The organism is Actinomycetospora succinea (assembly GCF_004363095.1).
GTDB lineage: Bacteria > Actinomycetota > Actinomycetes > Mycobacteriales > Pseudonocardiaceae > Actinomycetospora > Actinomycetospora succinea.
On the sequence record NZ_SNYO01000010.1, the window covers coordinates 1 to 26,259 of the forward strand.

Genomic DNA, 26,259 nt, shown 5'->3' on the forward strand with positions numbered 1-26,259 from the left:
GGGCTGGCTGCACGAGTACAACCACCACCGGCCCCACAGCGCCACCGAGCGGCGACCCCCGATCACCCGCTTGACCAACCTGTCCGGTCAGTACAGCTAGCTCGCCAGCGCCGCGTAGGCCGCGGCGAGGTCCGCGGGGTCCGGGCCCTCGAGCCGGCCGGGGTTGGCGAGGCCGTCGAGCACGACGAAGCGCAGCAGCGCGCCGCGGGACTTCTTGTCCAGGCGCATCGTGGCCACGAGGTCGTCGAACGCGTCGGCGGGGTAGGTCGTCGGGAGCCCGACCGCCCGCAGGGTCGCCGCGTGCCGGTCGGCCGTCGCGTCGTCGAGGCGCCCCGCCCGGCGGGCGAGCTCGGCGGCGAACACCAGGCCCACCGACACCGCCTCGCCGTGGCGCCAGCGGTAGTCCTCGCGACGCTCGACGGCGTGGCCCAGCGTGTGCCCGTAGTTGAGGATCTCGCGCAGGTGCGACTCGCGGAGGTCCGCGGCCACCACGTCTGCCTTGACCCGCACCGACCGGACCACGAGCTCGCCCAGCGCGTCGTCGGCGGGGTCGAGGGCGCCGTCGGGGTCGGTCTCGACGATCTCCAGGATCGCGGGGTCGGCGATGAACCCCGTCTTGATCACCTCGGCCATCCCGGCGGCGAGCTCGGCGCGACTGACGGTGGCGAGGGTGTCGAGGTCGGCCACGACGGCGGCGGGCTCGTGGAACGCGCCGACGAGGTTCTTGCCGGCGCCGGTGTTGATGCCGGTCTTGCCGCCGACCGCGGCGTCGACCATGGCCAGCAGCGTGGTCGGCACGTGCACCACCCGGACCCCGCGCATCCAGCCCGCGGCGACGAACCCGACGAGGTCGGTGGCCGCTCCCCCGCCGACCGCCACGAGGGCGTCGGAGCGGGTCAGACCGAGGCGCCCGAGCTCCTCCCAACAGGCGCCGGCGGTGGCGAGGTCCTTGCCGTCCTCGCTCTCCGGCAGCACGAGCAGGTAGGTGCGCGTGCCCGCGGCCTCGAGCTCGTCGCGGATCGCGCCGGCGATCCCGGCGACGGCGGGCTGGTGGCAGACGACGACGGTGGCGGTGCCGGCGAGGGTCTCCGTGACCGCGCCCGTCACCCCGCGTCCGACGACGACGTCGTAGGGCGCCGCGCTCGCGACGTGCAGGCGCTGCTCGGTGACGGGGCTACCGGCCGGCACGGTCGGCCTCCGGGGAGAGCGCGGCGAGCACGGCGTCGGCGACGGCCTCGGGCTCCAGCGCGTCAGTGGTGATCTCGTGGCGGGCGACCGCGCGGTAGACGGGCAGGCGTTCCTGGAGCAGCGCCGAGAACGTCGCGCGCGGGTTGACCCCGGCGAGCAGCGGGCGCGCCGTCGACAGGCCGACCCGGCGGACGCCGGCGGCGAGCCCGACCGCGAGGAAGACCACCGGGTGGCCCTCGAGGTCGGCGCGCACGCCCTCGGTCATCGGGGCGCCGCCGCCGAGCGCGAGGACCCCGTGGTGCTCGGCGAGGGCGCCGGCGACCGCCTCGCGCTCCATCACGCGGAAGGCGGGCTCGCCGTCGGACAGGAAGATGTCGCTGATCGCCCGGCCCTGCTGCGCCTCGACGATCGTGTCGCTGTCGGTGAACGGCACCCCGAGGCGCTCGGCGAGCAGCTCGCCGACCGTCGACTTGCCCGCCCCCGGCGGCCCGATGAGGACGACGACGGGGCTCACGGCTCGCTCCGCAGCAAGTGCGGGTCGATGGCGCCACGGTAGGCCTCGAGGTTGCGGGCGGTCTCGCGCAGCGAGTCGCCGCCGAACTTCTCCAGCGCCGCGTCGGCCAGCACCAGCGCGACGAGGGCCTCGGCGACGACCCCGGCCGCGGGCACCGCGCAGACGTCGGAGCGCTGGTGGTGGGCGACGGCTGCCTCGCCGGTGGCGGTGTCGACGGTCGCGAGGGCCCGGGGCACCGTGGAGATCGGCTTCATCGCGACGCGCGCCCGCAGCGGCTCGCCGTTGGTCATGCCGCCCTCGATGCCGCCGGCGCGGTTGGAGGCGCGGCTGACGCCGGGCGCGGCGGCGTGCATCTCGTCGTGCGCGGCCGAGCCCCGCCGGCGGGCGGTGGTGAACCCGTCGCCGATCTCGACGCCCTTCATGGCCTGGATGCCCATGAGCGCGCCGGCGAGGCGGGCGTCGAGCCGCCGGTCGGCCTGCACGTAGGACCCGAGGCCCACCGGCAGCCCGTGGGCGACGACCTCGACGACGCCGCCGAGAGTGTCGCCGTCCTCCTTGGCGGCGTCGACCTCGGCCACCATCGCCGCCGTCGAGGCCTCGTCGACGGCGCGCACCGGGCTCGCGTCGATGCGCTCGCCGTCGCCGGGCATGGGGATCGCGCCGGGCGTCGCGTCGGCGGTGCCCAGACTGATCACGTGCGAGAGCACCTCGACGCCCAGGGCCTGCGCCAGGAACGCCTTGGCGACCGCGCCGAGCGCCACCTTGGCGGCCGTCTCACGGGCGCTCGCGCGCTCGAGCACCGGGCGGGCCTCGTCGAAGTCGTACTTCGTCATGCCCGCGAGGTCGGCGTGGCCGGGGCGGGGACGCGTGAGCGGGGCGTTGCGCGCCCGGCCCTCGATCAGCGCGGGGTCGACGGGGTCGGCCGACATGACCGTCTCCCACTTCGGCCACTCGGAGTTGGCGATCCGGATGGCGACCGGGCTGCCGAGCGTCACGCCGTGGCGCAGGCCGCCGGACAGCTCGATCTCGTCGGCCTCGAACGCCATCCGCGCGCCGCGCCCGTAGCCCAGACGCCGCCGCGCCAGCTCGGCCGACACCTCCTTGGAGCTCACCGACACGCCCGCGACCATGCCCTCGAGCACGGCCGTGAGCGCCGCCCCGTGCGACTCTCCCGCCGTCAGCCACCGCAACACGGGTCCATCGTTCCACGTCACCTCCCCTCACCCGCCCGTCAGGGACACGGTGAGGATCACCCACGTCGCGACCAGCAGCGGAGGCCCGAACGGGACGCTCTGCGCCGGCCGCGCGAGACCGACCGCGAGCACGCCCAGGCAGGCGAGCACGACCGCGAGCACCGGGGCGGGCCACGCCGCGGCCGCGAGCGGGGCGCCGAGCGACGGGGCGAGCTTGACGTCACCGGCACCGAGGGCGGTCGGGGCGGCGAGGTGGACCGCCGCGAGGACGCCGCCGAGCACCACGCCGCCCAGCAGGCCCGCGCCCAGCGTGAGCGGCGGGAGCGGGATCAGCGCGGCGAGCACGGCCAGCGCCGCCGGCCCCGTCAGCGCGTCCGGCAGGCGTCCGACGGCGAGGTCGACCGCGCTCCCGGCGACCACGAGCACGCCGAGCACCAGCTGGGCGGGCAGCCACACCGCGGGGACCCGGTGCGCGGCGACGAGGACGCACGCGACCGCCCAGAGCGCCGCGAGCAGGAGGGCACACGGTCCGACGGGCACGAGCGCGCCGCGTCGCATCCGCGCGAGCCACGCCCGGACCGCGAGGCCCGCGAGCGCGCCCGCTCCCCCGCCCGCCAGCCCGGCGAGCACCACGTCCCTGATCACGTCGTCGAGCGTGTCCTGACCAGCACCGATCCGTCACGCACGACCTCGCGACCCTGTGGACGCATCCGGCCGATGGGGACGGCGATCGGGCGAGCCGCGCACCTGCGAGGGATCGAGCGGGCGGACTTCCTGACGTTCAACGCGAGCATGGCCGCCAGGCTGAAACACGCCGGACGACGCGCGCCCCGGCGTGTCGCGCCGGCGAGGATGTGGCGATCCTGGCGATGAGCGCCAGCGATGCCGCATCGCTCGCACCCGGGATCAGGCGAGCAGGGGCAGGAGCGGGGTGTCGGTGGTGGCCGCGAGGGCCCGGTGCATCGCCTCGCGCGGGGCCGCCATCCCCGTGAACTGCTCGACCTGGCCGAACGCCTGGTGCAGGAGCATGTCGAGGCCCGTCGCCACGGCGAGGCCGCGGGCGGCGGCCGCGGCGGCCAGGGGCGTCGGCCAGGGGTGGTAGACCGCGTCGAGCACGACCGCCCAGTCGGGCAGGGATGCCACCAGCCGACGAGCCAGGGCGTCGTCCACCGACCCCGCCGGCGTCGTGTTCACCAGCGCCTTGGCGTCCGCCAGGTCGCGGGGCGAGAGGTCCGCCCACGTCACCGCCCGCCGCGCGAACCCGAACTCCCGCGCGACGTCCAGCGTCCCGGCCGCGCGCTCGGGGTCCCGCACGACGAGGGTGACCCCCTCGCACCCGATCTCGTGGATCCCGCCCAGCGCCGCGCAGGCGGTCGCCCCGCTGCCCAGCACCACGGCGTCGGCCGCGAACACGGTCGGCGGGAAGTCGCGCACCCCCGCCGCACGCAGCGCCCCCGCGACGCCGTCGACGTCGGTGCAGTCCGCCGCCCAGCCGCCGTCGCGCCGGACCAGGGTGTTCGCCGCCCCCACCCGCCGGGCGCGCAGCGAGACCGACGACGCCGTCTCGAGCGCCGCGCGCTTGCCCGGCATCGTCACCGACAGACCGGCCCAGGACCCGTCGAGGCCCCGCACGAAGGACGGCAGCGCCTCGGCGGTGCACTCGACGGCCTCGTAGGTCCAGTCGTCGAGCCCGAGCGCGGCGTAGGCGGCGCGGTGCAGGACCGGCGAACGGGAATGTGTGACCGGCGAGCCCAGGACGGCGGCGCGTCGGGAGACGCAGCGGAGCGGAGCTCGACCCATCGACACGGCCTCAGTAGACCCCGCGCTCCTGGGCGAGGCGCCGGTTGGCGTCGTGCTCGGCGGGGGTCACCGCGAAGCACGAGATGCCGTCGGTCTGGCACTTCACGAAGTACACCCACGGCCCCGGGTCGGGGTCGAGCGCGGCGCGCAGCGCGTCGGGGCTGACCGCGCCGATGGGGGTCGGGGTGAGCCCGAGGTTGAGGTAGGTGTTGTACGGGCCGGGGCGCGCCCGGTCGTACGGGTTGGTCAGCAGCGTCTGCCGGTCGAGCGGGTAGTTCACCGTCGAGTCGAACTGCAGGCGCATCGGGACCGCGAGCCGGTTGAGGATGACCCGCGTGACCTTGCCGAAGTCGGCCGGCACGCCCTCCCGCTCGGCGAGCGAGGCCAGGATCAGCGCGTCGTAGGGCTGCATCCCCGCGGCCTCGGCCTCGCTGACCAGCCCGCCCGCCTCGAGCCGCGGCGCCGACGCCCGGACGACGGCCTCGAGGGCCTCGCGGGCCCCCGTGCCGGGTGCGATGTCGTAGGTCCCGGGGGCGAGCAGGCCCTCGAGGCGCCGGTTCGGCTCGGCCCGTCGCACGCCGGCCTGCGCCCACGTGGGCACGCCGAGCTCGGCGGGGTCGGTGGTGGCCATCGCCGTGCGGAGCTCGTCGACCGAGGCGCAGCGCTCCGCGCCGGACTCGTCGACGGTGCACGTGGCGCGCGAGATCAGCGACAGCACGCCGGGCACGATCGCCGTGCCGACGCCCGCGGTGTCGTCGAGCTGGACCCCGCTGCGGATGTCGAGGCGCCCGACGCGGCTCGCCGGGTCGAGCAGGGCCGTGACGGCGCCCGACGCCGACATCCGGTGCTGGAGCTCGTAGAAACCGGGCTGGATGCCCCGGCCGTTCGGGTTCTCCTCCGCCGCGTCGCCGAACGCCCGCGCCGAGGCGACGACGTCCGCGGCGACGAGCTCCTCGCCGATCGCGCGGGTCGACGAGCCGTCGGAGACCTCGACGACGACCCGGCCGTCGCCGGGGCCGTCGTAGTCGGGCGGGAACAGGATCGGCCACAGGTCGCGGGCGAAGAACACCCCGCCGACCAGCGCGAGCACCAGGACCGCGGCGACCCCGGGCCAGAGCCAGCGGCGCCGGCGGGGACGCCGGCCCTGGGGCAGCGCCTCGGTGACCGAGTCGCCGCCGGGGTGCGCCTCGTCGTCCCCGAGCAGCCAGCCGGCGTCGGCCTCGGCGGGCTCGTCGGACGACTCCGACGACGAGGACGACGGCGGCGGCTCCGGCACCCGCCACGCCGCCGCGTAGTGCCGGTCGGTCTCGGCGTCGGGGTGCGCGACGTACCGGTCGCGCGGCACCGAGCTGAAGGACCGCCCGGTCGTCGCCGACATCCGGATCACCCGCCGCTCGGTGTGCGGGCGACTGTCGGGCCGGTGGGGCCCGGGGTGACGTCCGGTCACGAGTCCTCCGCGCGGCCGGCGGCACGGCGTCGGTCGAGGTGGCCCTGCAGGATCTCGACGGCCGCGGCCTGGTCGATCACGCGGCGCTGCTTGCGGCCCTTGACGCCCCGGTCGGACAGCGTCCGGGTCGCCGTCACCGTGGTGAGCCGTTCGTCGGAGAGCACCACCGGCACCGTGAGCCGCCCCGCGAGCGACTCGGCGTAGGCCCGCGCGGTCTGCGCGGCCGGGCCGTCGCGACCGGCGAGCGTCCGGGGAAGTCCCACGACCACCTCGACCACCTCGTGCTCGTCGACGAGCGCCACGAGCCGGTCCAGGTCGGTACCGGCCTCATCGTGATCGAGGGTAACGAGCGGGGTGGCGAGCACCCCCGCCGGATCCGAGAGCGCCACGCCCACCCGGACGCTGCCGACGTCCACCCCGAGACGTCGTCCGAGGTCAGGAGCGAGGTCAGCGCTCAGCGCCCGCCACCTCCGCGCGGAGGGCGGCGATGGCGTCGTCGATGCCCGCGACCCCGCTGCCGCCGCCCTGGGCGAGGTCCGGCTTGCCGCCGCCCCGGCCGTTCACCGCGGGGGCGAAGGCCTTGACGAGGTCGCCGGCGGCGAGGCCGCGCTCGCGGGCGCCCTCGGTGGTGGCGACGACGAACGACACCTTGTCGCCGTCGGGGGCGAAGAGCGCGACGACGCCGGGGCGGGCTTGGAGGCGCCCGCGCACGTCACCGGCGAGCGACCGCAGGTCTCCCCCGCCCACGCCCGCGGGCGTCCGGGCCGCGACGAGGGCGATCCCGCCGACGTCCTCGGCGCCGTCCACGAGCGACCCGGCCGAGGAGAGCACCTCGCGGGCCCGGATGGTCTCGAGCTCCTTCTCGGCGGTGCGCAGGCGGTCGACGACGCCGGCGATCCGGTCGGGCAGCTCGTCGGGCTGGGCGCGGAACTGCTCGGCGAGCTGGTTGACCAGCACGTGCTCGCGGGCCAGGAACCGGAAGGCGTCGATGCCGACGAGGGCCTCGACGCGCCGCACGCCGGAGCCGATCGAGCCCTCGGAGAGCAGCTTCACCAGTCCCAGCTGCCCCGTGCGCCCCACATGGGTGCCGCCGCAGAGCTCGCGGGAGTAGTCCCCGATGTCGACGATGCGCACCTCGTCGCCGTAGCGCTCGCCGAACAGGGCGATGGCGCCGAGCTTGCGGGCCTCGTCCATCGACGTGATGTACGGGCGCACCTCGTCGTCGCCGAGGAGCACCGAGTTGACCTCGTCCTCGACGTCGGTGAGCACCGTGGCCGGCACGGCCCCGCCCGGCGAGGTGAAGTCGAACCGCAGCCGGCCGGGGGCGTTGAGCGACCCGGCCTGGGCGGCGGCGTCCCCGAGGGCGCGGCGCATCCCGGCGTGCACGAGGTGGGTGGCCGTGTGCGAGCGCGACACGGCGGCGCGGCGCTCGACGTCGACCTCGGCGCGGGCGGCGGCGTCGCGCACGACCTCGCCGGACACCACGCGGCCCTTGTGGACCACGAGGCCGGGCACCGGCGACTGCACGTCGGTGACCTCGACGCTGAACCCGTCGCCGACGATGCGTCCGGTGTCGGACTGCTGCCCGCCGCCCTCGGCGTAGAACGGGGTCCGGTCGAGGATGATCTCGACGTCGTGCCCCTCCCCCGCGGCGAAGGCCGGCTGGCCGTCGACGATCAGCCCGACGACCGTGGAGTCGGCGACGAGGTCGGAGTAGCCGAGGAACCGGGTCAGACCGGCGCGCTCGAGCACCTCGCGGTAGGCGTGGGCGTCGGCGCCGCCCTGCTTGCGGGCGGCGGCGTCGGCCTTGGCCCGCGCGCGCTGCTCGTCCATGAGCGTGCGGAAGGCGCCCTCGTCGACCTCGAGGCCGGCCTCGGAGGCCATCTCCAGGGTGAGGTCGATGGGGAAGCCGTAGGTGTCGTGCAGGGCGAAGGCGCTCGCGCCCGGGATCGTCGTGCCGCCCCCGGCCCGGGTCTCGGCGACGGCGCCCTCGAAGATCTTCGAGCCGGTGGCCAGCGTGGCGAGGAAGCTCTCCTCCTCGGTGCGGAACGCGGCGGCGATGCGCTCGTAGGAGGTGTGGAGCTCCGGGTACGACGGGCCCATGGCGTCGCGGACGACGCCGAGGAGGTCGACGAGCACCGGGTCGGTGCACCCGAGGATGCGGGCGTTGCGGATCACGCGGCGCAGGAGCCTGCGCAGCACGTAGCCGCGGCCCTCGTTGCCGGGGGTGGCGCCGTCGCTGATGATCATCGCGGCGGTGCGGACGTGGTCGGCGATGACGCGGAAGCGCACGTCGTCGGCCTCGTCGACCCCGTAGCGGCGGCCGGTGAGCTCCTGGGTCCGGTCGATCACCGGGCGCAGCAGGTCGGTCTCGTAGACGTTCTCGACGCCCTGCAGCAGGAAGGCGACGCGCTCGACGCCGAGGCCGGTGTCGATGTTCTTCTGCGGGAGCTCGCCGATCGGCTCGGCCCCGTACTTCGGGCTCGCCTCGCCGCGGACGTCCTGCATGAAGACGAGGTTCCAGATCTCCAGGTACCGGTCCTCGTCGGCGACCGGCCCGCCCTCGATCCCGAACTCCGGGCCGCGGTCGTAGTAGATCTCCGAGCACGGGCCGCCGGGACCGGGCACGCCCATGTCCCAGTAGTTGTCGCGGCCGTCGCGGCGCTGGATGCGCTCCGGCGGCAGGCCCGCGACCTCCTGCCACAGGCGCTCGGCCTCGTCGTCGTTGTCGTAGACGGTGACCCAGATGCGCTCGGGGTCGAAGCCGTACCCGCCGTCGTCCTGGCTGCCCGTGACGAGCGTCCAGGCGTGGCGGATCGCGCCTTCCTTGAAGTAGTCGCCGAAGGAGAAGTTGCCCGCCATCTGGAAGAACGTGTTGTGGCGGGTGGTGTGGCCGACGTTCTCGATGTCGCCGGTGCGCACGCACTTCTGGATCGACGTGGCCGTCTTCCAGGGGGCCGGCGCGTCGCCGAGGAAGTACGGCTTGAACTGCACCATCCCGGCGTTGACGAACAGCAGCGTCGGGTCGTCGAGGATCAGGGAGGCGCTGGGGACGGGAGTGTGGCCGGCGTTCTCGAAGTGGGCGAGGAAGCGTCGGCGGATCTCGTGGGTCTGCACGGTGTCCTGCTCAGGAGGAGGTGCGGATAGGGGGCGCGAGGCGCGGGGATGTGCTCAGCGGGCGTGCGAGCTTCCCCGCCGGGGCGCTCGCGCGTGGCGGGCCGACGGCGAGGGGTCGGGCCGCACCGGGATCTCCGTCGTGTCCTCCACCATCGCGTACAGCTCCTCGGAGCGTTCGTTCATTCCGGCGCGCACCTCCGCGCCGAACGCCCCGAGCCCGGCCCCGAGCTCGCGCAGCCCCTCGCCGAGGCTCGTGCCGACGCCGGCCGGCGTGGCCTTCTGCGTCAGCTCGTTGACCTTGCGGGTCGCGCTGACGCCCACCGCGACGCCGACGCCGACCCAGAACAGACGCCTCATGCGCGCACGCTCCGCTTCGACTTGCGGCCCTTGGCCGGGGCTGAGTTCTTCAGCCGGCGCGCCTGCTGGGCCTTGCGCAGCCCGTAGGACAGGGCGGCGACCTTGACGAGCGGCCCGCCGAGCGTCGCCGTGAACAGCGTGCTCAGGGCCTTGGTGTTGGCCGCGACGGCCTGGGCGCTGGCGGTGACGCCGTCGACGCGCTCGAGCTGGGTGTTCACCGTGGTCAGCGTGACCCCGGCGTCGGAGAGCAGGGGCTCGGTGCCCTCGTGCGTCTTGCGGATCGCGATCGTCGCCTCGTCGAGCGTGCGCCCGAGCTTGATCAACGGGATGGCGAGCAGCACCACCAGGATCACGAACGCCACCGCGGCGACGATCGCCGCGATCTGGCCGACCGACACGGGTCCTCCTCGGGTGCTGGATGCGGTACAGGTCCCCGGACCGACGCCCGGCGACACCACCGCAGGGGCGGGGTCGCGGGCGACACCTGGCGCAGGTGGCGGCAGGTTACCGTGCGCCGTTCGTCCCCCTCCCGCCCGCTCTTGATCAGCAGGGGGGCAGTCCGAGCCCGCCCCGGTAGGACGGCGCGAGGTAGACCTCGGAGATGTAGCCGATGCGCCCGTCGGGGGCCCGGGCGCCCAGCCAGAGCTCGGAGACCGCGGCGTTCGGGTTCTGCCCGATGTTCGTCGACGTGACGTCGGCGTTGGTGATGACCTCGCCGGTGAGCTGGCAGACCGCCTCGAACGTGAAGCCGCTGCCGACCTCCGTCCCGGGGATCTTGCAGCCGGGGATGTTGGCGCACCGCGCGACCGGCCGGGCCGACAGGTACGACGGGCTGCGGTCCTCGACGAGCGCCGCGTCGCCGATCGCGACGCGGTTCTGGACGACCACCGTGCGGTCGGCGGGCGGCTCCGGCGCGGCCGCGAGGACCAGGACGAGCGCGGTCGCGAGCCCCGCCACGAGCGAGACCAGCACGGTGAACGCGGCGATCTCCACGCGGCGCCGGGTGGAGCGGCGCGGCGCGGGCGGCGGCGTGGCGAGCGGGGCGGGCGGGTCGTCGCGCGCCACGTCGCCCTCGCGCAGCCGCGCGTGCCGGGCCCGCCAGGTCGCCACCTCGTCCGGCGAGAGCCCGACGGCGCCGAGCACGTCGGTCACGAGATCCGCGTTCGGCAGCCCCGGCCCGCGCGTCGCCGTGGCGATGGTCGACTTGCCCCACCCCGAGAGCTCCTCCGCGCGGCGGAACGACACGTCGCGGGCGCGCAGCGTGTCGCGGAAGTCCGCGCAGAAGCGCACCGGTGAGTCCCGGCCGCCGGGCTCCCCCGCCCGTGGTCCCACAGCCTCGCCGTCGATGACGTCCCCCTCAGGTACCCCTGTGGTCCCCCCGGACCCCACGCGTGATCGTCCGGCACGGCGGGCCCGATGCCCAGCCGCCGTCCGGCCGCTGTCCGGGACGCCGCCCGGACGGCTCCCGGACGCCCGGGGACGCGTTCCGGGAAACCCCGTGGCGCGCGGCCGCGAAGATGCGGGCGAGGCCACCGGTCCGTCGGGGGCGGTGGCCCCGCGATCGAGGTGCCGCGGGCAGCCGGGGGGCGTGCCCGCGGCGCCTCACCCGCTCCTGCTGCTCACTCCCTGCTCCTGTCCCCCCGCACGACCTCCCGCAACCGCGCCAACCGCTCCGCGCGCTCCCGCTCGTCGCCGCGCCCGCCGGGCCGGTAGTAGTCGCGCCCGACGAGCTCGTCGGGCGGGTACTGCTGGGCGACGACCCCGGCACGGTCGTTGTGCGGGTAGACGTAGCCGACCGCGTTGCCCATGGCCTGGGCGCCCGCGTAGTGGCCGTCGCGCAGGTGGGGCGGGACGGGACCGGCGGCGCCGGTGCGCACGTCGCTCATCGCCTCGTCGATCGCGGTGATCACCGCGTTGGACTTCGCCGCGGTCGCGAGGTGGATCGTCACCTGCGCCAGGTTGATCCGTGCCTCGGGCAGACCGATGAGCTGCACGGCCTGGGCGGCGGCGACCGCGGCGGGCAGCGCGGTGGGATCGGCGAGGCCGATGTCCTCGCTGGCGTGGACCACGAGCCGGCGCGCGATGAACCGCGGGTCCTCCCCCGCGACGATCATGCGGGCGAGGTAGTGCAGGGCGGCGTCCGGGTCGGAGCCGCGGATCGACTTGATGAACGCCGAGATGACGTCGTAGTGCTGGTCGCCGGCGCGGTCGTAGCGCACGGCGACCTCGTCGACGACCCGCTCGACGTCGGCGAGCGTGATCTCGCCGCGCCCGCCCACCGCGTCCGCGGCCGCCTCGAGCGCGGTCAGCGAGCGCCGCCCGTCGCCCGCGGCGAGCCGGACGAGGTGGGCGCGGGCGTCGGGATGGAGGGTGACGGAACCACCGAGCCCGCGGGGGTCGGCGACGGCGCGGTCGAGCAGCGTGCCGACCGCCTCGTCGTCGAGGGCGTGGAGCCCGAGCACCAGGGACCGCGACAGCAGGGGCGCCACGACGGAGAAGCTCGGGTTCTCGGTGGTCGCGCCGACGAGCAGCACGACCCGGTCCTCGACGGCGGCGAGCAGCGCGTCCTGCTGGGTGCGCGAGAACCGGTGGATCTCGTCGATGAACAGCACCGTGCGCCGCGGCTCGGACGCGGCGAGGCGGCGGCGCGCGACCTCGATGACCCCGCGCACCTCCTTCACCCCGGCGTTCAGGGCGCTCAGGGCCTCGAACGCCCGGCCCGTGGCCTGCGAGATCAGGCGCGCCAGCGTGGTCTTCCCGGTACCCGGCGGGCCGTGGAGCAGGACCGACGCCGGCGCCGCGCCCTCGACGAGACGGCGCAGCGGCGCGCCCGGGGCGAGCAGGTGGTCCTGCCCGACGACCTCGTCGATGCTCGCCGGCCGCATCCGCACGGCCAACGGCGCGCCGACCCCGCTCGTCGGCGCGGGCCGGTCCTCCACCACCCCCCGCGTCACCGGACGGTCCGGGTCCGGGCCCTCGTGGACGGGCTCCGGCGCCGCGACCTCGAACAGGCCCTCCTCGCTCATGCCCCGAACGGTACTGACGCCCCCCGACGGGTGACGTTCCACTGTGCCGCGTCGACCGGGACGACGTCGATCGGCACGTCACCGTGGGCGAGCAGCCGACGCGCCGGACCGGGTTCGGGCCCGGCGAGGACGATCGGCGCGCGGTCGAGCAGGGCGGCGATCGAGACGCGGACGATCGCGTCGGCGAGGGTGTCCCCGTCGACCAGCGGCAGGGACCCGCCCGCCCGCGCCACCACCTCGTCGACGCTCCCGGCAGGCGGGAGCGCCCCGCACGGGCCGGTGAGCGTGTAGCCCCCGGACCACGCCGCCACCCGCCAGCGCCGCGGCGCGAGCCACCGGGTCAGGGCGGCCGCGCGGCGCCGGGCCGCGCCGGGGTCGGGCGGGCCGAGGGTGTCCTCCCACGGCGCGCGGACGCGGCCGGAGCCGCAGGCTCCGCACACGCTCAGGCCCTGCGCGGGTTCCGCGCGACGAAGTCCTGCGCGATCTCGTCGAACGTCGCCCAGCGGACCCCGTCGTGGCCGTTGATGTGCTCGATGAGCCGCTCGAGGGCGAGCAGGACCTGCGGGCGCCCGGAGACGTCGGGGTGGATCGTCATCGTGAAGGCCGCGTAGTCGCACTCGCGGTGGGTCCAGTCGAACTGGTCGCGCCACATCTGCTCGATGTCGCGGGGGTTGACGAAGCCGTGGCTGTTCGGGCTGCCCTTGATGAACATCATCGGCGGGAGGTCGTCGAGGAACCAGTTCGCGGGGATCTCCACGAGGTCGGTCTCGGTGCCGCGCTCGAGCGGCTTCATCCAGGTCTCGGCCGGCTGGTCGTAGTCGATCGGCGTCCACGAGTCCCCGACGCGGACGTAGTACGGGGTGACGTCGCGGTGCATCAGCGAGTGGTCGTAGCGGATGCCGCGGTCGAGCAGGATCTCGTTGGTGACCCGGCTGAACTCCCACCACGGGGCGACGTAGCCGGTGGGCCGGGTCCCGCTGCGGCGCTCGATGAGGTCGACGCAGTAGTCGAGGATCGTCTCCTCCTGCTCGCGGCTCATCGCGAGCGGGTTCTCGTGGCTGTAGCCGTGCACGCCGGTCTCGTGCCCGGCCGCGACGCAGGCGTCGAACTCGGCGGGGAAGGTCTCGACGGAGTGGCCGGGCCAGAAGAAGGTCTGGGTCATCTCGTGGCGGCGGAAGAGCTCCAGCAGCCGCGGCACGCCGACCTCGCCGGCGAAGAGCCCGCGGGAGATGTCGTCGGGCGAGTCCTGCCCGCCGTACGACCCGAGCCAGCCGGCGACGGCGTCCACGTCCACCCCGAACGCCACGAAGATCTCTTTGGCCACGATCCGCTCCTCCCGACGACCCCCGCGTACGACGACTAGGGTTCCCCCATGCGCGAGATCCTGAGCGTGCTCGAGTCCGACGCCCGTGCGACACCCGACCGCATCGCGGCGCTCACCGGGATCGCGGAGGACGAGGTACGCGCGGCGATCGCGGCGTGGGAGGCCGAGGGCGTCATCCGGCGCTACAAGACGGTGATCGACCGCGACCGGCTCGGCGAGGACCGCGTCACCGCGTTCGTCGACGTCACCGTCGCCCCGGAGCGGGGCCGCGGGTTCGACGACACCGCCGAGCGGATCGCGCGGTTCCGCGAGATCCGGGCGGTGCACCTGGTCAGCGGGGCGCAGGACCTGCGCGTCGAGGTGGAGGGCGCCTCGATGAAGGAGGTCGCCGACTTCGTGGCCCAGAAGCTCTCCGGCGTCGACCGCGTCACGGCGACGAGCACCCACTTCCTGCTGCGGCGCTACAAGGACGACGGGCAGCTGCTCACCGACCCCGAGCCCGACCAGCGCCTCTCGGTGATGCCCTGATGGCCCCTCCCCGGAAGCCGCTGTCCCGGGTCGTCGAGGCCTGCCCGCCCTCGGGCATCCGGAAGTTCTTCGACCTCGCCCAGACCATGAAGGGCGTCATCACCCTCGGCGTCGGCGAGCCCGACTTCCCGACGCCGTGGGGCGTGCGCGAGTCGGCGATCCATGCCCTCACCCGCGGGGCGACGACGTACACCGGCAACTCGGGGCTGCTCGAGCTGCGCGAGCTGATCTGCGCCGACCTCGCCGCCCGCCACGGCATCACCTACCGCCCGGCCGACGAGTGCCTGGTGACCTCCGGGGTCTCCGAGGGGCTCGACCTGGCGCTGCGGGCCCTGGTCAACCCGGGCGACGAGGTGATCGTCCCCGAGCCGTCGTACGTGGCCTACCAGCCCTGCGTGGCGTTCGCGGGCGGTGTCGCGGTGTCGGTCGCGATGGACCCGGCGGAGGGCTACCGGCTCGACGCCGACCGCATCGCGGCCGCCGTGACGCCGCGGACCAAGGCGGTGCTGTTCGGCTCGCCGTCCAACCCGACGGGCGCGGCGCAGTCGGCCGAGGACCTCACGGCGCTGGCGGCCCTGGCCGAGCGCGAGGACTTCTGGCTGGTCAGCGACGAGATCTACGACCGGCTCACCTACACCGGCACGCACACCAGCACGGCCGCCGTCCCGGGCGCCTGGGACCGGACGGTGCTGCTCAATGGGTTCTCGAAGTCCTACGCGATGACCGGCTGGCGCGTGGGCTACGTCTGCGCGCCCGAGCCGCTCGCGGCGCTCATGCACCGCATCCACCAGTACACGATGCTCTGCGCCCCGCACGTCAGCCAGGTCGCGGCGATCGAGGCCCTGCGCAGCGCCGAGCCGGACGTCACCGAGATGGTCGCCGACTACGACCGGCGCCGGCGCCTGTTCGTCAAGGGGCTCGACGAGCTCGGGCTGACGTGCCCGGAGCCCGGCGGCGCGTTCTACGCGTTCCCGTCGATCCGGGCGAGCGGGCTGTCGTCGCAGGACTTCGCCGAGCAGCTGCTCAACGAGCAGAAGGTGGCCGTCGTCCCGGGCAACGTGTTCGGGCCGTCCGGCGAGGGTCACGTCCGCTGCTCCTACGCGACCGCCCTCCCCCTCCTCGAGCAGGCCCTCGAGCGCATGGGCACCTTCCTGTCCTCCCGTATGTGAGTGCTTTCCGCCCCTATAGGGGCGGAAAGCACTCACATGGGCACGTCAGTTCAGCTTGCGGGTGCCCTCGGGCAGGCCGCCGCCCGCGTAGGCGTCCTCGGCGAGCTTCGCCAGCGCCGTCAGCGCCACGTTCTGGCTCCACGGCCCGAACGAGCAGCGGGCCACACCCAGCTCCGCCAGGCGCGCGGTGCCCGGCATCCCGGGCACGCCGATGACGTTGACCGTGCGCTCGCCCAGCGCGGACACCAGCGCCCGGATCGTCTCCTCGGAGAGCTTGCCCGGCACGAAGAACGAGGTCGCGCCGGCCTCGAGGTAGGCGCGCCCGCGCTCGATCGCGTCGTCGAGGATGACCTGCGGGTCGCGGTCGCCCCCGCGGACCCAGGCGTCGGTGCGGGCGTTGAGGGCGAACGGCACGCCGGCCTTCTCCGCCGCCGCGACGGCCGCCTCGACCGCCGCCACCGACTCGGACAGCGGCCTGAGCTGGTCCTCGAGGTTCGCGCCGACGATGCCGACGTCGATGGCGCGGGCGATCGTGCCGCCCGGGTCGCCGTAGCCGGCCTCGAGGTCGGCGGTGACCGGCAGGTCCGTCTGCCGGGCGATCAGGCCGACCTCGCTGATCATCTCGTCGCGCGGGATCACCTCGCCGTCGGGGTAGCCGCGCGAGGCGGCGATGCCGTGGCTGGCGGTGGCGAGGGCCTTCGTACCGGGGGTGTTCGCGACCGTGGTCGCCGTGATCGCGTCCCACACGTTGACGACCACGAGCAGCTCGGGGGCCTCGTGGAGTCGGCGGAGTTCGGCGGCCTTGTCAGCGGTGCTCATGGCGATCTCCTACCCCGGGGCGGCGGCGCCGGCCACCCCGTCACCGGCGTGGTCGTTGCTGACTGTGTCGACGGTCACATATCGTCGCGGCACCAGGCGACCGACGGGCGGCGAGATCGATGGACGACGCGACGCAGGCGGTGCTCGAGCTGTGGGACGTGGCCGAGGACGCCGTGGCCGGGCTGGACGCGGAGGACTGGACGCGTCCCGCCCCCGGACCCGAACCGACGGTCGGCGACCTCGTCGCCCACCTCGCCGGGGAGCACGGCGGCACCCGGTTCGCGGGCCCCGAGCAGTTGCAGTCCTCCCTCGCCGGCGCGCGACGGCGCACCGCGCTGCGCCTCGACGGCCGTCCTCCCGGCGACCGCGAGCGCAGCGCCGACTGCCTCGACCTCTGCCTGCACGCCCACGACCTGACGACCGCGCTGGCCGCTCCGGTCGACCTCGCCGACCACGCCGACGCCACCGTCGAGGCCTGCCGTCTGGTCATCGACATGGCGCCGCGGCTGCTCGTCGCCGCCCTGGGAGCCCGGGACGCGACCGTGCGCCTCGTGGTGCGCCGGCCCGACGCCGGGCGGACCGCGGCGCTCGAGCGCACCGTGCACGTCGTCGGCGGGCGCTGCACCGGCCCGACCGACGCGTTCCCGGACGTCGTCGAGATCGACGCCGACGCCCTGCTGCTCCTGCTCGCGGGCCGGCGGCGCGCCGAGGCGCTGGCCGCCGCGGGGTCGGCGACGTGGTCGGGCGAGGCGGCGGACGCGTTCGTCCACCGCGCCCGCCTCTCCGGCTAGCCCTTAGGCGAAGGCGGGGAACGGCGGCAGCGCGACGTCGCCCCCGTGCCGTCCCAGGGCGCCGACGGTCGCCGCCGCCAGCTCGGCGGTCGCGACCCGGCCCGCACGCTCGGCGTCCACGCCCAGACGGCGCCACAGGGCGCTGAGCACCGCCGGCGCGTCGGGCCCGGGGTCGGCGACGACCACGTGCGGACGGCGCGCCGACTCCTCGGCACCGACGACACCGGGCAGCAGCGCCCGGGTGGCGAGCCAGACCCACAGCACCTCGGCCTGCAGCAGGCGCTCGCGCAGGAGGTCGGGGTCGGCGAGGTCGGGCCACACGGGCGTCAGCTCGGCCTGCCAGGCGGCGACCATCGCCTCGGCCATCCCTGGTGGCTGGGCGTGCGCCGGCCCGCCGCTGGGCAGCGGCAGGCGCAGCGAGGCCCCGGTGAGCGCGACGTCGCGGAAGCAGGCCCACTCGAAGTCGAGGAACCGCGAGCCGCTGCCCGTCACGAGGCAGTTGTCCGGCCGGATCTCGGCGGGGCTGAACGCCCGGAAGCCGGAGCCGCCGAGCAGGCGCGCCGCCCCGCGGGCCTCGGCCACCGCGGCGGGCGCCGCCTCGACGCGCAGGAGCTGGGCGAGCTGGTCGGGCACCTCGGCCAGCGCGGCGCGGGCGTCGTCGGCCAGCGGGTCGCGCCAGGTGCGCTCGCCGAACCGGCGCAGCAGGGCCCCGAAGTCGTCCTCGCGGCCCGCGGTCGACGCCTGCATCCGCCCGAGCGCGCGGGCCCAGCCGAGCAGCGCACGCTCCGCGGCCTTCGGGTCGCGCTCGTCGAGACGGTCGGCGAGCGTCGCGCAGCGCCCGAGGTCCTCGAGCACCAGCAGGCGCTGCGTCGGGTCCTGGGCGACGAGCATCGGGCTCGCGCGCTCCTCCGACGGCATCGCCGTGAGCAGCTGGCAGGACGCCGCCTCGTAGCTGAACCGCACCGCGCTGTGCCCGCCCGGCTCGTCGAGGTAGTGCTTGACGACGAGCGTGTGGGGCAGCGAGAAGGGGTTCTCGGCGACCCGGACGCGCACCACGAGCGAGCGCTCGCTGCCCCCGAGGTCGACCGCGTCGGCGAGCCGCACGGTGGCGCCGTGGCGCCGGGTGAGCAGCTCCTCGGCCAGCGCGACCAGCTCCGCCGTGCGGTCGGCCGAACCCGGAGCGCCGCCCGCCCGTCCGTCGGAGGTTCCTGCGTCGTCCGTCGTGAGGGAGGCCATCAGCCGGTGAACTCTACCCGCCCGTGCGGCCCGTCGGGACCCTTTCGGTGAGTCCGCGGCGCCGCCGCGAGGCCCGGACGATCACCAGGACGATCACTCCGGCGAGCACGATCCCGGCCACGTTGAGGAGCAACTGGGCCAGTGAGCTGGCCGCGCGCGGCCAGTCGGCGAGCACGGCGGCGACCGCCGCGAAGCCGGCCGCGGGCACCGTGGTGACCGAGATGAACACGCCCACCAGCACGCCCGATCCCTCGCCCGCGATGAGCGCGACCATCCCGGCCACGCCGGCGAGCAGGGCGATGACCAGCGAGAACGGGCCGACCTGGTAGACGAACTCCACGCCCGACAGGTTCGTGAGCGTGTCGTCGGGGATCAGCTCGACCGCGTCGGCGAGGGCGGCGGCCAGCGCGGTGACGACGAGGGCGATGGCGAACCCCGCACCGAGGGCGAGGGCCGCGATCCGGGCCAGCGGGCCGTCGCGGCGCACCACCGCCACCGCGAGCGCGGCGAGCGGCCCGAACTCGGGGCCGAGGACCATCGCGCCGACGACCGTCACCGGCGAGTTGGTGACGACGCCGATCGCCCCGAGCAGGCACGCGATCGTCAGCATCACCACGAACGTCACCGACAGGCGCGCCTGCGAGCCGGTGCGCCCGAGCAGCTCGTCCCAGACCAGGGCGTCGACGCCCTCGCCGGGCGCCGCCTCCTCGGCCCGGTCGGCGGCCGCGGAGACCAGGGTGTCCAGCGTCTCGAGGACGATGCCGCCCCGGTCGGCGCACCCGAGTCCGCGCAGGGCGTCGAGCACCTCGTCGACGGACTCGCGGGCCAGGTCCGCCTCGACGACGTCCCCGGGCGGCACCACGGCCGCGCCCCGCATCCGCACCACGTGCACCGCGCCGGGCTCCTCGCCGAGCACACGGAGGACGCGGCCGGCGAGGTCGTCGTCGCCGTCCGGGCACAGGACCCGGAGCCTGATCACCGCGCGGTCACTGGACGGGGCGCTCCTGCGGCTTGACGGGCGCGGCGGGCTGGGTCTCCGGCTTCTTGGGGGCCTGGGCGTCCACCCCGGCCTCCTTGCGCTGCAGCGCCGTGATGGGCGCGGGGGCGGCCGTCAGCGGGTCGTAGCCGCCACCGGTCTTCGGGAAGGCGATGACCTCGCGGATCGAGTCGAGCCCGGCGAGCAGGGCGCAGATGCGGTCCCAGCCGAACGCGATGCCGCCGTGCGGCGGCGGGCCGTAGGCGAACGCGTCGAGCAGGAAGCCGAACTTCTCCTCCTGCTGCTCCGGGGTCAGGCCCATGAGCGAGAACACCCGCTGCTGGACGTCCTTGCGGTGGATACGGATGGACCCCCCGCCGATCTCGTTGCCGTTGCAGACGAGGTCGTAGGCGTAGGCCAGCGCGTGCTCGGGATCCTGCTCGAAGGAGTCGATCCAGTCGGGGTTGGGCGAGGTGAACGCGTGGTGCACCGCGGTCCACTGCCCCGAGCCGACGGCGACGTCGTCGGTGCTGCCGGCCGCCTCGAACAGCGGCGCGTCGACGACCCACACGAACGACCAGGAGCCCTCGGGGACGAGGTCGAGGCGCCGGGCGATCTCGCCGCGCGTGGCGCCGAGCAGGGCGCGCCCCTCGGCGGGCGTGCCCGCGCCGAAGAAGATGCAGTCGCCGGGGTTGGCGCCGGCGGCCTTGGCGAGGCCCTCGCGCTCGGCCTCGCTGATGTTCTTGGCGACCGGCCCGGTGAGCGTGCCGTCCTCGCCGACCAGCACGTAGGCGAGGCCCTTGGCGCCGCGCTGCTTCGCCCAGTCCTGCCAGCCGTCGAGGGTGCGGCGGGGCTGCGAGGCCCCGCCCGGCATGACGACCGCACCGACGTAGGGCGCCTGGAACACGCGGAACGGGGTGTCGGCGAAGTAGTCGGTGAGCTCGACCAGCTCGATGTCGAAGCGCAGGTCCGGCTTGTCCGAGCCGTAGCGCGCCATCGCCTCGAGGTAGGGGATCCGCGGGATCGGGGTGTCGATGGTGTGGGCGGCGAGCTCGGACCACAGCGCCGTCACGATCGCCTCGCCGAGCGCGATGACGTCGTCCTGGTCGACGAAGCTCGCCTCGATGTCGAGCTGGGTGAACTCGGGCTGGCGGTCGGCGCGGAAGTCCTCGTCGCGGTAGCAGCGCGCGATCTGGAAGTAGCGCTCGAGCCCGGACACCATGAGCAGCTGCTTGAACAGCTGCGGCGACTGCGGGAGCGCGTACCAGCTGCCGGGCTTGAGCCGGGCCGGCACGAGGAAGTCGCGCGCACCCTCGGGCGTGGACCGGGTCAGGGTCGGCGTCTCGATCTCGACGAAGTCGCGGTCGGTCAGCACGTCGCGCGCGATCTTGTTGGCCCGGCTGCGCAGGCGGATCGCCGACGCCGGGCCCTCGCGGCGCAGGTCGAGGTAGCGGTAGCGGAACCGGGCGTCCTCGCCGACGTCACCGTGCTCGTCGAGCTGGAAGGGCAGCGGCGCCGACTCGGAGAGCACCGTGAGCGACGTGGCACTGACCTCGACCGCGCCGGTCGCGAGGTCGGCGTTCTCGCTGCCCGCCGGGCGCTGCTCGACGACGCCCGTGATCTGCACGCAGAACTCGGAGCGCAGCCGGTGGGACTCCTCGGCCACCTCGCCCAGGCGGAACACCACCTGGACGACGCCCGACGCGTCGCGCAGGTCGATGAACACCACGCCGCCGTGATCGCGCCGGCGGGCCACCCAGCCGGCGAGGGTGACCGTGGCGCCGACGTTCTCGGCGCGCAGCGTGCCGGCGGAGTGCGAGCGCATCATCTGGGGTGGTGCTCCTGGGTTCGGACGGGACGGGACGTCCCCCCGAGGCTATCGACGCCCGCACCCGCGGTGCTTCACGGACCCTCCACCGTGATGCCCGGCGTCTGGACCCGGTCGAGCATCCCGTCGACGTCGGGCATCGACAGGTAGACGATCGCCGCGATCACCAGCGGCACGACGCACGTGGCGAAGACGATGGCGCCGATCACGACGTTCGAGACCCGGCTGCTCAGGCGCCGCACACCCCCGCCCGCCACGCTCATGACCACGGCGCCGTCGCCGCCGTACGGGTCGTGGGGCGCCGCCACGACGTACGCGGGGTGCGCAGCGGCATACGGCGGCCGCGGACCCGGGGTGCCCAGCCCGCCCCGCACCCGGGGGCCGGGCGCTCCGGCGACGGGACGGCGCTGGTCGTACGGGCTCTCGGTGGTCATCTCGCGCTCCTCGACTGTCCCGGCGCCACCCTGCGTGACGTCCCGGCGGTGATCGGAACGCTATGACCAGCGACGACACCGTTGAAGGCCGTGAGCAGCAGAGGAGTAGTCACGGAGCGCAGAGGAGTACCCGCGCGCCGACTACTCCCCCGGGACCGGTCAGCCGCTGCGGTCCGGGCCCGCCCGGTCGAGGTGCACGCGCAGCAGCACGCGGCGCTCGCGGCGCATCGCCTCGTCGTAGTCGTCCCAGTCGGGGTGCTCGCCGGAGACCTGCCGGTAGTAGGCGCGGAGGCCCTCGAGGGCGTCGGGCAGCTCGACGATCTCGACGTCCCCCTCGACCTGGATCCACCGCCCGAAGAAGCCGTCGGGCAGGACGCAGAGCCAGGCACGGGGCTCGCGGCGCAGGTTCGTGGTCTTGAGGGCGGTCTCGCGGGTGCTGACGACCGCCGCGCCGTCGTCGTCCACCGCCACGGCGACCGGCGACATCTGCGGGCCGCCGTCCCGACGGCGGGTGGCCAGCACCGCATGGTGCTGCTCGCGCATCACGTCTCGTGCCTCGTCCAGGTCCATGACCGCAGGCTAGGGGCCCCACCTCAGAGCAGGGAGAGCTGTTCGGGCGGGGCCGTGACGACCTCCTCGGGCACGGTGGGCGGCGGCGGGACCGCCCCGTCGGGCCAGCCACCCTTGCCCTCGAGGCCGTCCCGGCGCTCGCCGTGGCCCTGCCGCCCGCCCATGGCGTGCCCGCCGCCGGCGAGCCCGTGGCGCTCGAGCATCGGGCCGACGCGGGCCGCCAGGTCGCGCCGGTAGGCGGCGTCGACGTACGCGCCGCGGCGGTAGAGCTCCGCGTAGCGCTCGACGAGCCCCGGGTGCTCCCGCGCCAGCCAGGCGTGGAACCACTCGCGCGTCCCCGGGCGCAGGTGCAGCGCGAGCACGCTGGCCCCGCTCGCTCCCGCGCCGGCGATCTCGTCGAGCAGGGCGTCGAGCGCCTCGTCGGTGTCGGTGAGCCCGGGCAGCACCGGGGCCACGAACACCCCGCACGGCAGCCCGGCGTCGCGGATGCGGCGCACGAGGTCGAGCCGCGCGCGCGGCGTCGGCGTGCCGGGCTCGACGCGCCGGTGCAGCTCGGGGTCGATGAGCGCGAGCGAGACCCCGACGCCGATCGGGACGTCGCGCGCCGCGGCCGTGAGCTCCGGCAGGTCGCGGGCGAGCAGCGTGCCCTTGGTGAGGATCGAGAACGGCGTCCCCGAGCCGCCGAGCGCCCGGATGATGCCGGGCATCAGCGCGTAGCGGCCCTCGGCGCGCTGGTAGGGGTCGGTGTTGGTGCCCATCGCCACGTGCTCGCGGGTCCAGCGCGGCGCCCGGAGCTCGCGGGCCAGCACCTCGGGCACGTTGAGCTTCACGACCACCTGGCGGTCGAAGTCGTCGCCCGCGTCGAGGTCGAGGTAGGTGTGGGTGTTGCGGGCGAAGCAGTTGTGGCTGATCACCCCGTCGGCCACGAAGTCGCCCGTGCCGGTGGTGAGGTCGGCCAGCGCGTGCTCGCCGGGCAGCTCCTCGACCGCCGTGACGACGCGTCCGCCCGCGACGTCGCCCGGCGGGGCGGGCGCCACGGGCGGCGTGCCCGGACGCCGGAACGCCTCGTCGGCCAGCGTCTCGGCGCCGACCAGGGCGTCGCCCACCCGCAGGTGCGGGCGCTCGGTGCCCTCGCAGCCCTCGGGGCGCACGTGCACCCAGCCGCGCGGGGTGAGGAACCGGTGGTCGGCGCTCGCCACCAGCGTGGTGCCGTCGAGCAGGCGCACCCGCCAGGCCGGCTTCGTGGTGGTCCAGGCGTCGTGCACGGGCGTCGGGACCAGGCTGCGGGCGCCGCCGCGCATCGCCGTGCCCACCACGAGGTCGCCCACGCGGACGTCGGCGAGCCGCACGCTCGTGCCGTCGACCATGAGGATCGGCGTGTCCGGCGACAAGCAGTAGGTGCACGCGTGGCTGCAACCCCGGTAGGGGTTCACCGTCCAGGAGAACGGCATCGGCGAGGCACCCGGCACCCGGTTGAGCACCGAGCGCGCCCGGACCTCGTGGAACGTGATGCCGGCGAACTCGGGCGTCCGGACGCTGCGCACCAGCCCCTTGAGCGCGGGCATGCCCGGCAGTTCCTCGGGTCCCCCGGCGACCTTCTGCGCTTCCCACCGCACCCGGTCATTCGAACACGTGTTCGATGTCGGGGCAACCGCTGTCCGGGCCACCATCCTCGCCGTGGATGACGCCCGCCGCCTGTGGACCTTGCTCGAGCCGCTGCACGCCGTCACGTACTTCGCCCCCGAGGCCCGGGAGGCCGCCGACGCGGTGGGCCTGCGCGGGTTCTGGATGGGCTACGTGGCCCAGCGCGCCGCCCCGCTCGGCGCCGTCGGCCCGGACGCCGTGTGGGCCTGCTTCCACGGCTTCCACCGGGAGCGCATCACGCGCGCCCTGCCCGACGCCTGGGGGTTCGCGGACCCCGCGACGTGCCTCGCGGCGCGGCTCGACGGCGCCGACCGGGCGCTGCGGCGGCTGCTGGGCGACGTCGAGGGGCCCGCCGTCGCCGAGGCCGCCGACCTCGCCTGGGCGGCCGCCGCGGCCGCGGACACGCAGGGCCGGGTCCTCGCGGCCGCCAACCAGGGCCTGCCGCGGCCGGACGCGCCGCACCTCGCGCTCTGGCAGGCGGCGACGACCCTGCGCGAGCACCGGGGCGACGGCCACGTCGCCGTGCTCGTCACCCACGGCGTGGGCCCGGTGTCGGCGCACCGGCTCAAGACCGCGGCCGGGGAGTCGGGCTCGCTGCAGGAGTCGCGCCGGCTCGACGACGCGGTGTGGGCGTCGGCGGGCGAGGGCCTGCTCGCGCGGGGCTGGCTCGACGGCGACGGGGCGCTGACCGACGCGGGCCGGGAGGCGCGCGACGCGATCGAGCGCGACACCGACCGCGTCGCCGCCGGGCCGTGGCGCGCACTCGGGGGCACGGCCACCGACCGTCTGGCCGAACTGCTGCGCCCGCTCGCCCTCTCCGCCGCGGACGCGCTCCCCTTCCCGAACCCGATCGGCCTCCCGCGCCCGTGACGTTTCGGTACCGCCGGTACGCGGTACCAGGGGTCAACAGCAGATCGGAGCGTCGATGAGTGCCTTCACCCTCGAACTGACCCCGGCCCACCACGAGCTGGTCCGGCGTGCCCACGCGTTCGCCGAGGACGTCGTCCGTCCCGCCGCGGCGCACTACGACGCCGTCGAGGAGTGCCCCTGGGAGATCGTCGACCGGGCCGCGCAGGAGGGCTTCTACAACGCGCTCTTCTACGCCGACCTGATCGCCGACCCGACCGGTCTCTCGCTCCCGCTCTTCCTCGAGGAGATGTTCTGGGGCTGCGCGGGGATCGGGCTGACCGTGGTCCTGCCCGCGCTGGCGCTCTCGGCGCTGAACCAGGCGGGGACGCCGGAGCAGGTCGCGCGGTGGGCGCCCGAGATGTTCGGCGAGCCCGGCGACATCAAGCTCGCGGCGCTCGCCGTCTCCGAGCCGCAGGGCGGCAGCGACGTCGCCAACCTGCAGACGCGCGCCCGCAAGGACGGCGACGACTGGGTGCTCGACGGCGAGAAGATCTGGATCGGCAACGGCGGGATCGCCGACGTCACGATCGTCAACGCCGTCGTCGACCCGTCGCTCGGCACCAAGGGCCAGGCGATGTTCGTCGTCCCGAAGGACACGCCCGGGATGGAGCAGGTCCGGCGGCTGCGCAAGCTCGGGCACCGCGCGTCGCACACCGCGGAGCTGTCGTTCACGGGCTGCCGCATCCCCGGCGAGAACCTCCTCGGCGGCGAGGACAAGCTCGAGCACAAGCTGGAGAAGGCCCGACGCGGCGAGGGGAAGCCGGCGGCGCTCGGGACGTTCGAGCAGACGCGGCCGATGGTCGCGGCGATGGCGCTGGGCGTGGCGCGGGCGTCCTTCGAGTACGCGTGTGCGTACGCCCGCGAGCGCGAGGCGTTCGGCGGCCCGATCCTCGACAACCAGGGCGTCGCGTTCCCGCTCGCCGACCTCGCCGCCGACATCGACGCCGCGCGGCTGCTGTGCTGGCGGGCGTCGTGGATGGCGGCGAACGGGGTCCCGTTCCGGCTCGGCGAGGGCTCGATGTCGAAGCTCAAGGCCTCCGAGGTCGCGATGCGCGCCGCGGAGCAGGCGGTGCAGACCTGCGGCGGCTGGGGCTACGTCGACGACCTGCCCGTCGAGAAGTGGTTCCGCGACGCGAAGCTCTACACGATCTTCGAGGGCACCAGCGAGATCCAGCGCATGGTCATCGGCCGCTCGCTGGGCGACCCCGAGGCGACCGCGACCCCGCTGCACCACCACCTGCCCGGCGACCACGGCGGCTTGCGCCGGACCTTCGGCCACGGCTCGCTCGCCCGCGCCCGCGCCGGGGAGACCTTCCTGCGCCTGGCGAAGAAGGCGCCGGACTCGGTGCTGCGCCTCGGGGGTCGCCTCGCCTCCCCCGGCGCCTGAGG

General features: G+C 75.2%; 26 protein-coding genes. 5 read left to right on the top strand and 21 right to left on the bottom strand.

Annotated elements, in window-relative coordinates:
• Positions 1 to 96: 96 nt before the first annotated feature.
• From aroB to EV188_RS25340, 14 genes are all read right to left on the bottom strand, one after another.
• A complete protein-coding gene (aroB, locus tag EV188_RS25275; RefSeq protein ID WP_133829102.1) occupies positions 97 to 1,188 on the bottom strand; it encodes a 3-dehydroquinate synthase in 1,092 nt (363 codons plus the stop codon).
• Entirely contained in the window at positions 1,175 to 1,702 is a 528-nt protein-coding gene (locus tag EV188_RS25280; RefSeq protein WP_133829103.1) for a shikimate kinase, read from the bottom strand. The genes aroB and EV188_RS25280 overlap by 14 nt, the downstream gene beginning before the upstream one ends.
• A complete protein-coding gene (gene aroC, locus EV188_RS25285; RefSeq protein ID WP_133829104.1) occupies positions 1,699 to 2,895 on the bottom strand; it encodes a chorismate synthase in 1,197 nt (398 codons plus the stop codon). Before aroC ends, EV188_RS25280 begins: the two co-directional genes overlap by 4 nt.
• A gap of 27 nt (positions 2,896 to 2,922) precedes the next feature.
• Positions 2,923 to 3,540, bottom strand: a complete 618-nt coding sequence (locus EV188_RS25290) for a prepilin peptidase (RefSeq protein ID WP_133829105.1) — start codon at positions 3,538 to 3,540, stop codon at positions 2,923 to 2,925.
• A 261-nt stretch (positions 3,541 to 3,801) separates the two neighbouring features.
• Entirely contained in the window at positions 3,802 to 4,695 is an 894-nt protein-coding gene (locus tag EV188_RS25295) for a shikimate dehydrogenase (protein ID WP_133829106.1), read from the bottom strand.
• 10 nt (positions 4,696 to 4,705) lie between these two features.
• Positions 4,706 to 6,142, bottom strand: a complete 1,437-nt coding sequence (locus tag EV188_RS25300) for an endolytic transglycosylase MltG (protein WP_133829107.1) — start codon at positions 6,140 to 6,142, stop codon at positions 4,706 to 4,708.
• Positions 6,139 to 6,558, bottom strand: a complete 420-nt coding sequence (ruvX, locus tag EV188_RS25305; RefSeq protein ID WP_243741989.1) for a Holliday junction resolvase RuvX — start codon at positions 6,556 to 6,558, stop codon at positions 6,139 to 6,141. Before ruvX ends, EV188_RS25300 begins: the two co-directional genes overlap by 4 nt.
• 31 nt (positions 6,559 to 6,589) lie before the next feature.
• Positions 6,590 to 9,259, bottom strand: coding sequence for an alanine--tRNA ligase (gene alaS, locus EV188_RS25310; protein ID WP_133829109.1), 2,670 nt, complete (start codon positions 9,257 to 9,259; stop codon positions 6,590 to 6,592).
• A gap of 54 nt (positions 9,260 to 9,313) precedes the next feature.
• Complete coding sequence (locus EV188_RS25315) at positions 9,314 to 9,616, bottom strand: hypothetical protein (RefSeq protein ID WP_133829110.1); 303 nt, start codon at positions 9,614 to 9,616, stop codon at positions 9,314 to 9,316.
• Positions 9,613 to 10,014 carry a DUF948 domain-containing protein gene (locus tag EV188_RS25320; protein WP_133829111.1) on the bottom strand — a complete coding sequence of 134 codons (402 nt, stop codon included), beginning with the start codon at positions 10,012 to 10,014 and terminating at the stop codon, positions 9,613 to 9,615. The genes EV188_RS25315 and EV188_RS25320 overlap by 4 nt, the downstream gene beginning before the upstream one ends.
• A gap of 145 nt (positions 10,015 to 10,159) precedes the next feature.
• Complete coding sequence (locus EV188_RS25325) at positions 10,160 to 10,906, bottom strand: hypothetical protein (RefSeq protein ID WP_133829112.1); 747 nt, start codon at positions 10,904 to 10,906, stop codon at positions 10,160 to 10,162.
• A gap of 329 nt (positions 10,907 to 11,235) precedes the next feature.
• A complete protein-coding gene (locus EV188_RS25330) occupies positions 11,236 to 12,642 on the bottom strand; it encodes a replication-associated recombination protein A (protein ID WP_133829113.1) in 1,407 nt (468 codons plus the stop codon).
• Positions 12,639 to 13,082, bottom strand: coding sequence for a hypothetical protein (locus EV188_RS25335; RefSeq protein ID WP_133829114.1), 444 nt, complete (start codon positions 13,080 to 13,082; stop codon positions 12,639 to 12,641). Before EV188_RS25335 ends, EV188_RS25330 begins: the two co-directional genes overlap by 4 nt.
• Before the next feature lie 2 nt (positions 13,083 to 13,084).
• Positions 13,085 to 13,966, bottom strand: a complete 882-nt coding sequence (locus EV188_RS25340; RefSeq protein WP_133829115.1) for a polysaccharide deacetylase family protein — start codon at positions 13,964 to 13,966, stop codon at positions 13,085 to 13,087.
• A gap of 48 nt (positions 13,967 to 14,014) precedes the next feature.
• Here EV188_RS25340 and EV188_RS25345 point away from each other — a divergent pair, with 48 nt between their 5' ends.
• Positions 14,015 to 14,494, top strand: coding sequence for an Lrp/AsnC family transcriptional regulator (locus tag EV188_RS25345; RefSeq protein ID WP_133829116.1), 480 nt, complete (start codon positions 14,015 to 14,017; stop codon positions 14,492 to 14,494).
• Positions 14,494 to 15,663 (top strand): aminotransferase class I/II-fold pyridoxal phosphate-dependent enzyme, encoded by a 1,170-nt coding sequence (locus EV188_RS25350; protein WP_133829117.1) that lies wholly within the window; start codon positions 14,494 to 14,496, stop codon positions 15,661 to 15,663. The genes EV188_RS25345 and EV188_RS25350 overlap by 1 nt, the downstream gene beginning before the upstream one ends.
• A 45-nt stretch (positions 15,664 to 15,708) precedes the next feature.
• On the opposite strand, the gene EV188_RS25355 is transcribed toward EV188_RS25350, so the two are convergent.
• Positions 15,709 to 16,482 (bottom strand): isocitrate lyase/PEP mutase family protein, encoded by a 774-nt coding sequence (locus tag EV188_RS25355; protein WP_133829118.1) that lies wholly within the window; start codon positions 16,480 to 16,482, stop codon positions 15,709 to 15,711.
• Between the two features lie 119 nt (positions 16,483 to 16,601).
• On the opposite strand from EV188_RS25355, the gene EV188_RS25360 reads away from it, so the two are divergent.
• Positions 16,602 to 17,273 carry a hypothetical protein gene (locus tag EV188_RS25360; RefSeq protein ID WP_133829119.1) on the top strand — a complete coding sequence of 224 codons (672 nt, stop codon included), beginning with the start codon at positions 16,602 to 16,604 and terminating at the stop codon, positions 17,271 to 17,273.
• Between the two features lie 3 nt (positions 17,274 to 17,276).
• Here the strand turns inward: EV188_RS25360 and EV188_RS25365 are convergent, their stop codons facing one another.
• The 6 genes from EV188_RS25365 to EV188_RS25390 form a co-directional block, all read right to left on the bottom strand.
• Positions 17,277 to 18,509: a hypothetical protein gene (locus EV188_RS25365; protein WP_133829120.1), complete on the bottom strand. Its 1,233-nt coding sequence runs from the start codon at positions 18,507 to 18,509 to the stop codon at positions 17,277 to 17,279.
• 13 nt (positions 18,510 to 18,522) lie between these two features.
• On the bottom strand, positions 18,523 to 19,488 hold the full coding sequence (locus EV188_RS25370; protein ID WP_208114374.1) for a DUF389 domain-containing protein: 966 nt from the start codon (positions 19,486 to 19,488) through the stop codon (positions 18,523 to 18,525).
• 7 nt (positions 19,489 to 19,495) lie between these two features.
• Entirely contained in the window at positions 19,496 to 21,313 is a 1,818-nt protein-coding gene (aspS, locus tag EV188_RS25375; protein WP_133829121.1) for an aspartate--tRNA ligase, read from the bottom strand.
• Positions 21,314 to 21,387: 74 nt separating this feature from the next.
• On the bottom strand, positions 21,388 to 21,747 hold the full coding sequence (locus tag EV188_RS25380) for a hypothetical protein (RefSeq protein WP_133829122.1): 360 nt from the start codon (positions 21,745 to 21,747) through the stop codon (positions 21,388 to 21,390).
• A 159-nt stretch (positions 21,748 to 21,906) separates the two neighbouring features.
• Entirely contained in the window at positions 21,907 to 22,317 is a 411-nt protein-coding gene (locus EV188_RS25385) for a TIGR03618 family F420-dependent PPOX class oxidoreductase (protein ID WP_133829123.1), read from the bottom strand.
• 23 nt (positions 22,318 to 22,340) lie between these two features.
• A complete protein-coding gene (locus tag EV188_RS25390) occupies positions 22,341 to 23,933 on the bottom strand; it encodes an Rv2578c family radical SAM protein (protein ID WP_133829124.1) in 1,593 nt (530 codons plus the stop codon).
• Between the two features lie 61 nt (positions 23,934 to 23,994).
• Here EV188_RS25390 and EV188_RS25395 point away from each other — a divergent pair, with 61 nt between their 5' ends.
• Both EV188_RS25395 and EV188_RS25400 read left to right on the top strand, forming a co-directional pair.
• Positions 23,995 to 24,831, top strand: a complete 837-nt coding sequence (locus EV188_RS25395) for an SCO6745 family protein (RefSeq protein ID WP_208114375.1) — start codon at positions 23,995 to 23,997, stop codon at positions 24,829 to 24,831.
• Positions 24,832 to 24,886: 55 nt separating this feature from the next.
• A complete protein-coding gene (locus tag EV188_RS25400; RefSeq protein WP_133829125.1) occupies positions 24,887 to 26,257 on the top strand; it encodes an acyl-CoA dehydrogenase family protein in 1,371 nt (456 codons plus the stop codon).
• The last annotated feature ends 2 nt before the right edge of the window (positions 26,258 to 26,259 follow it).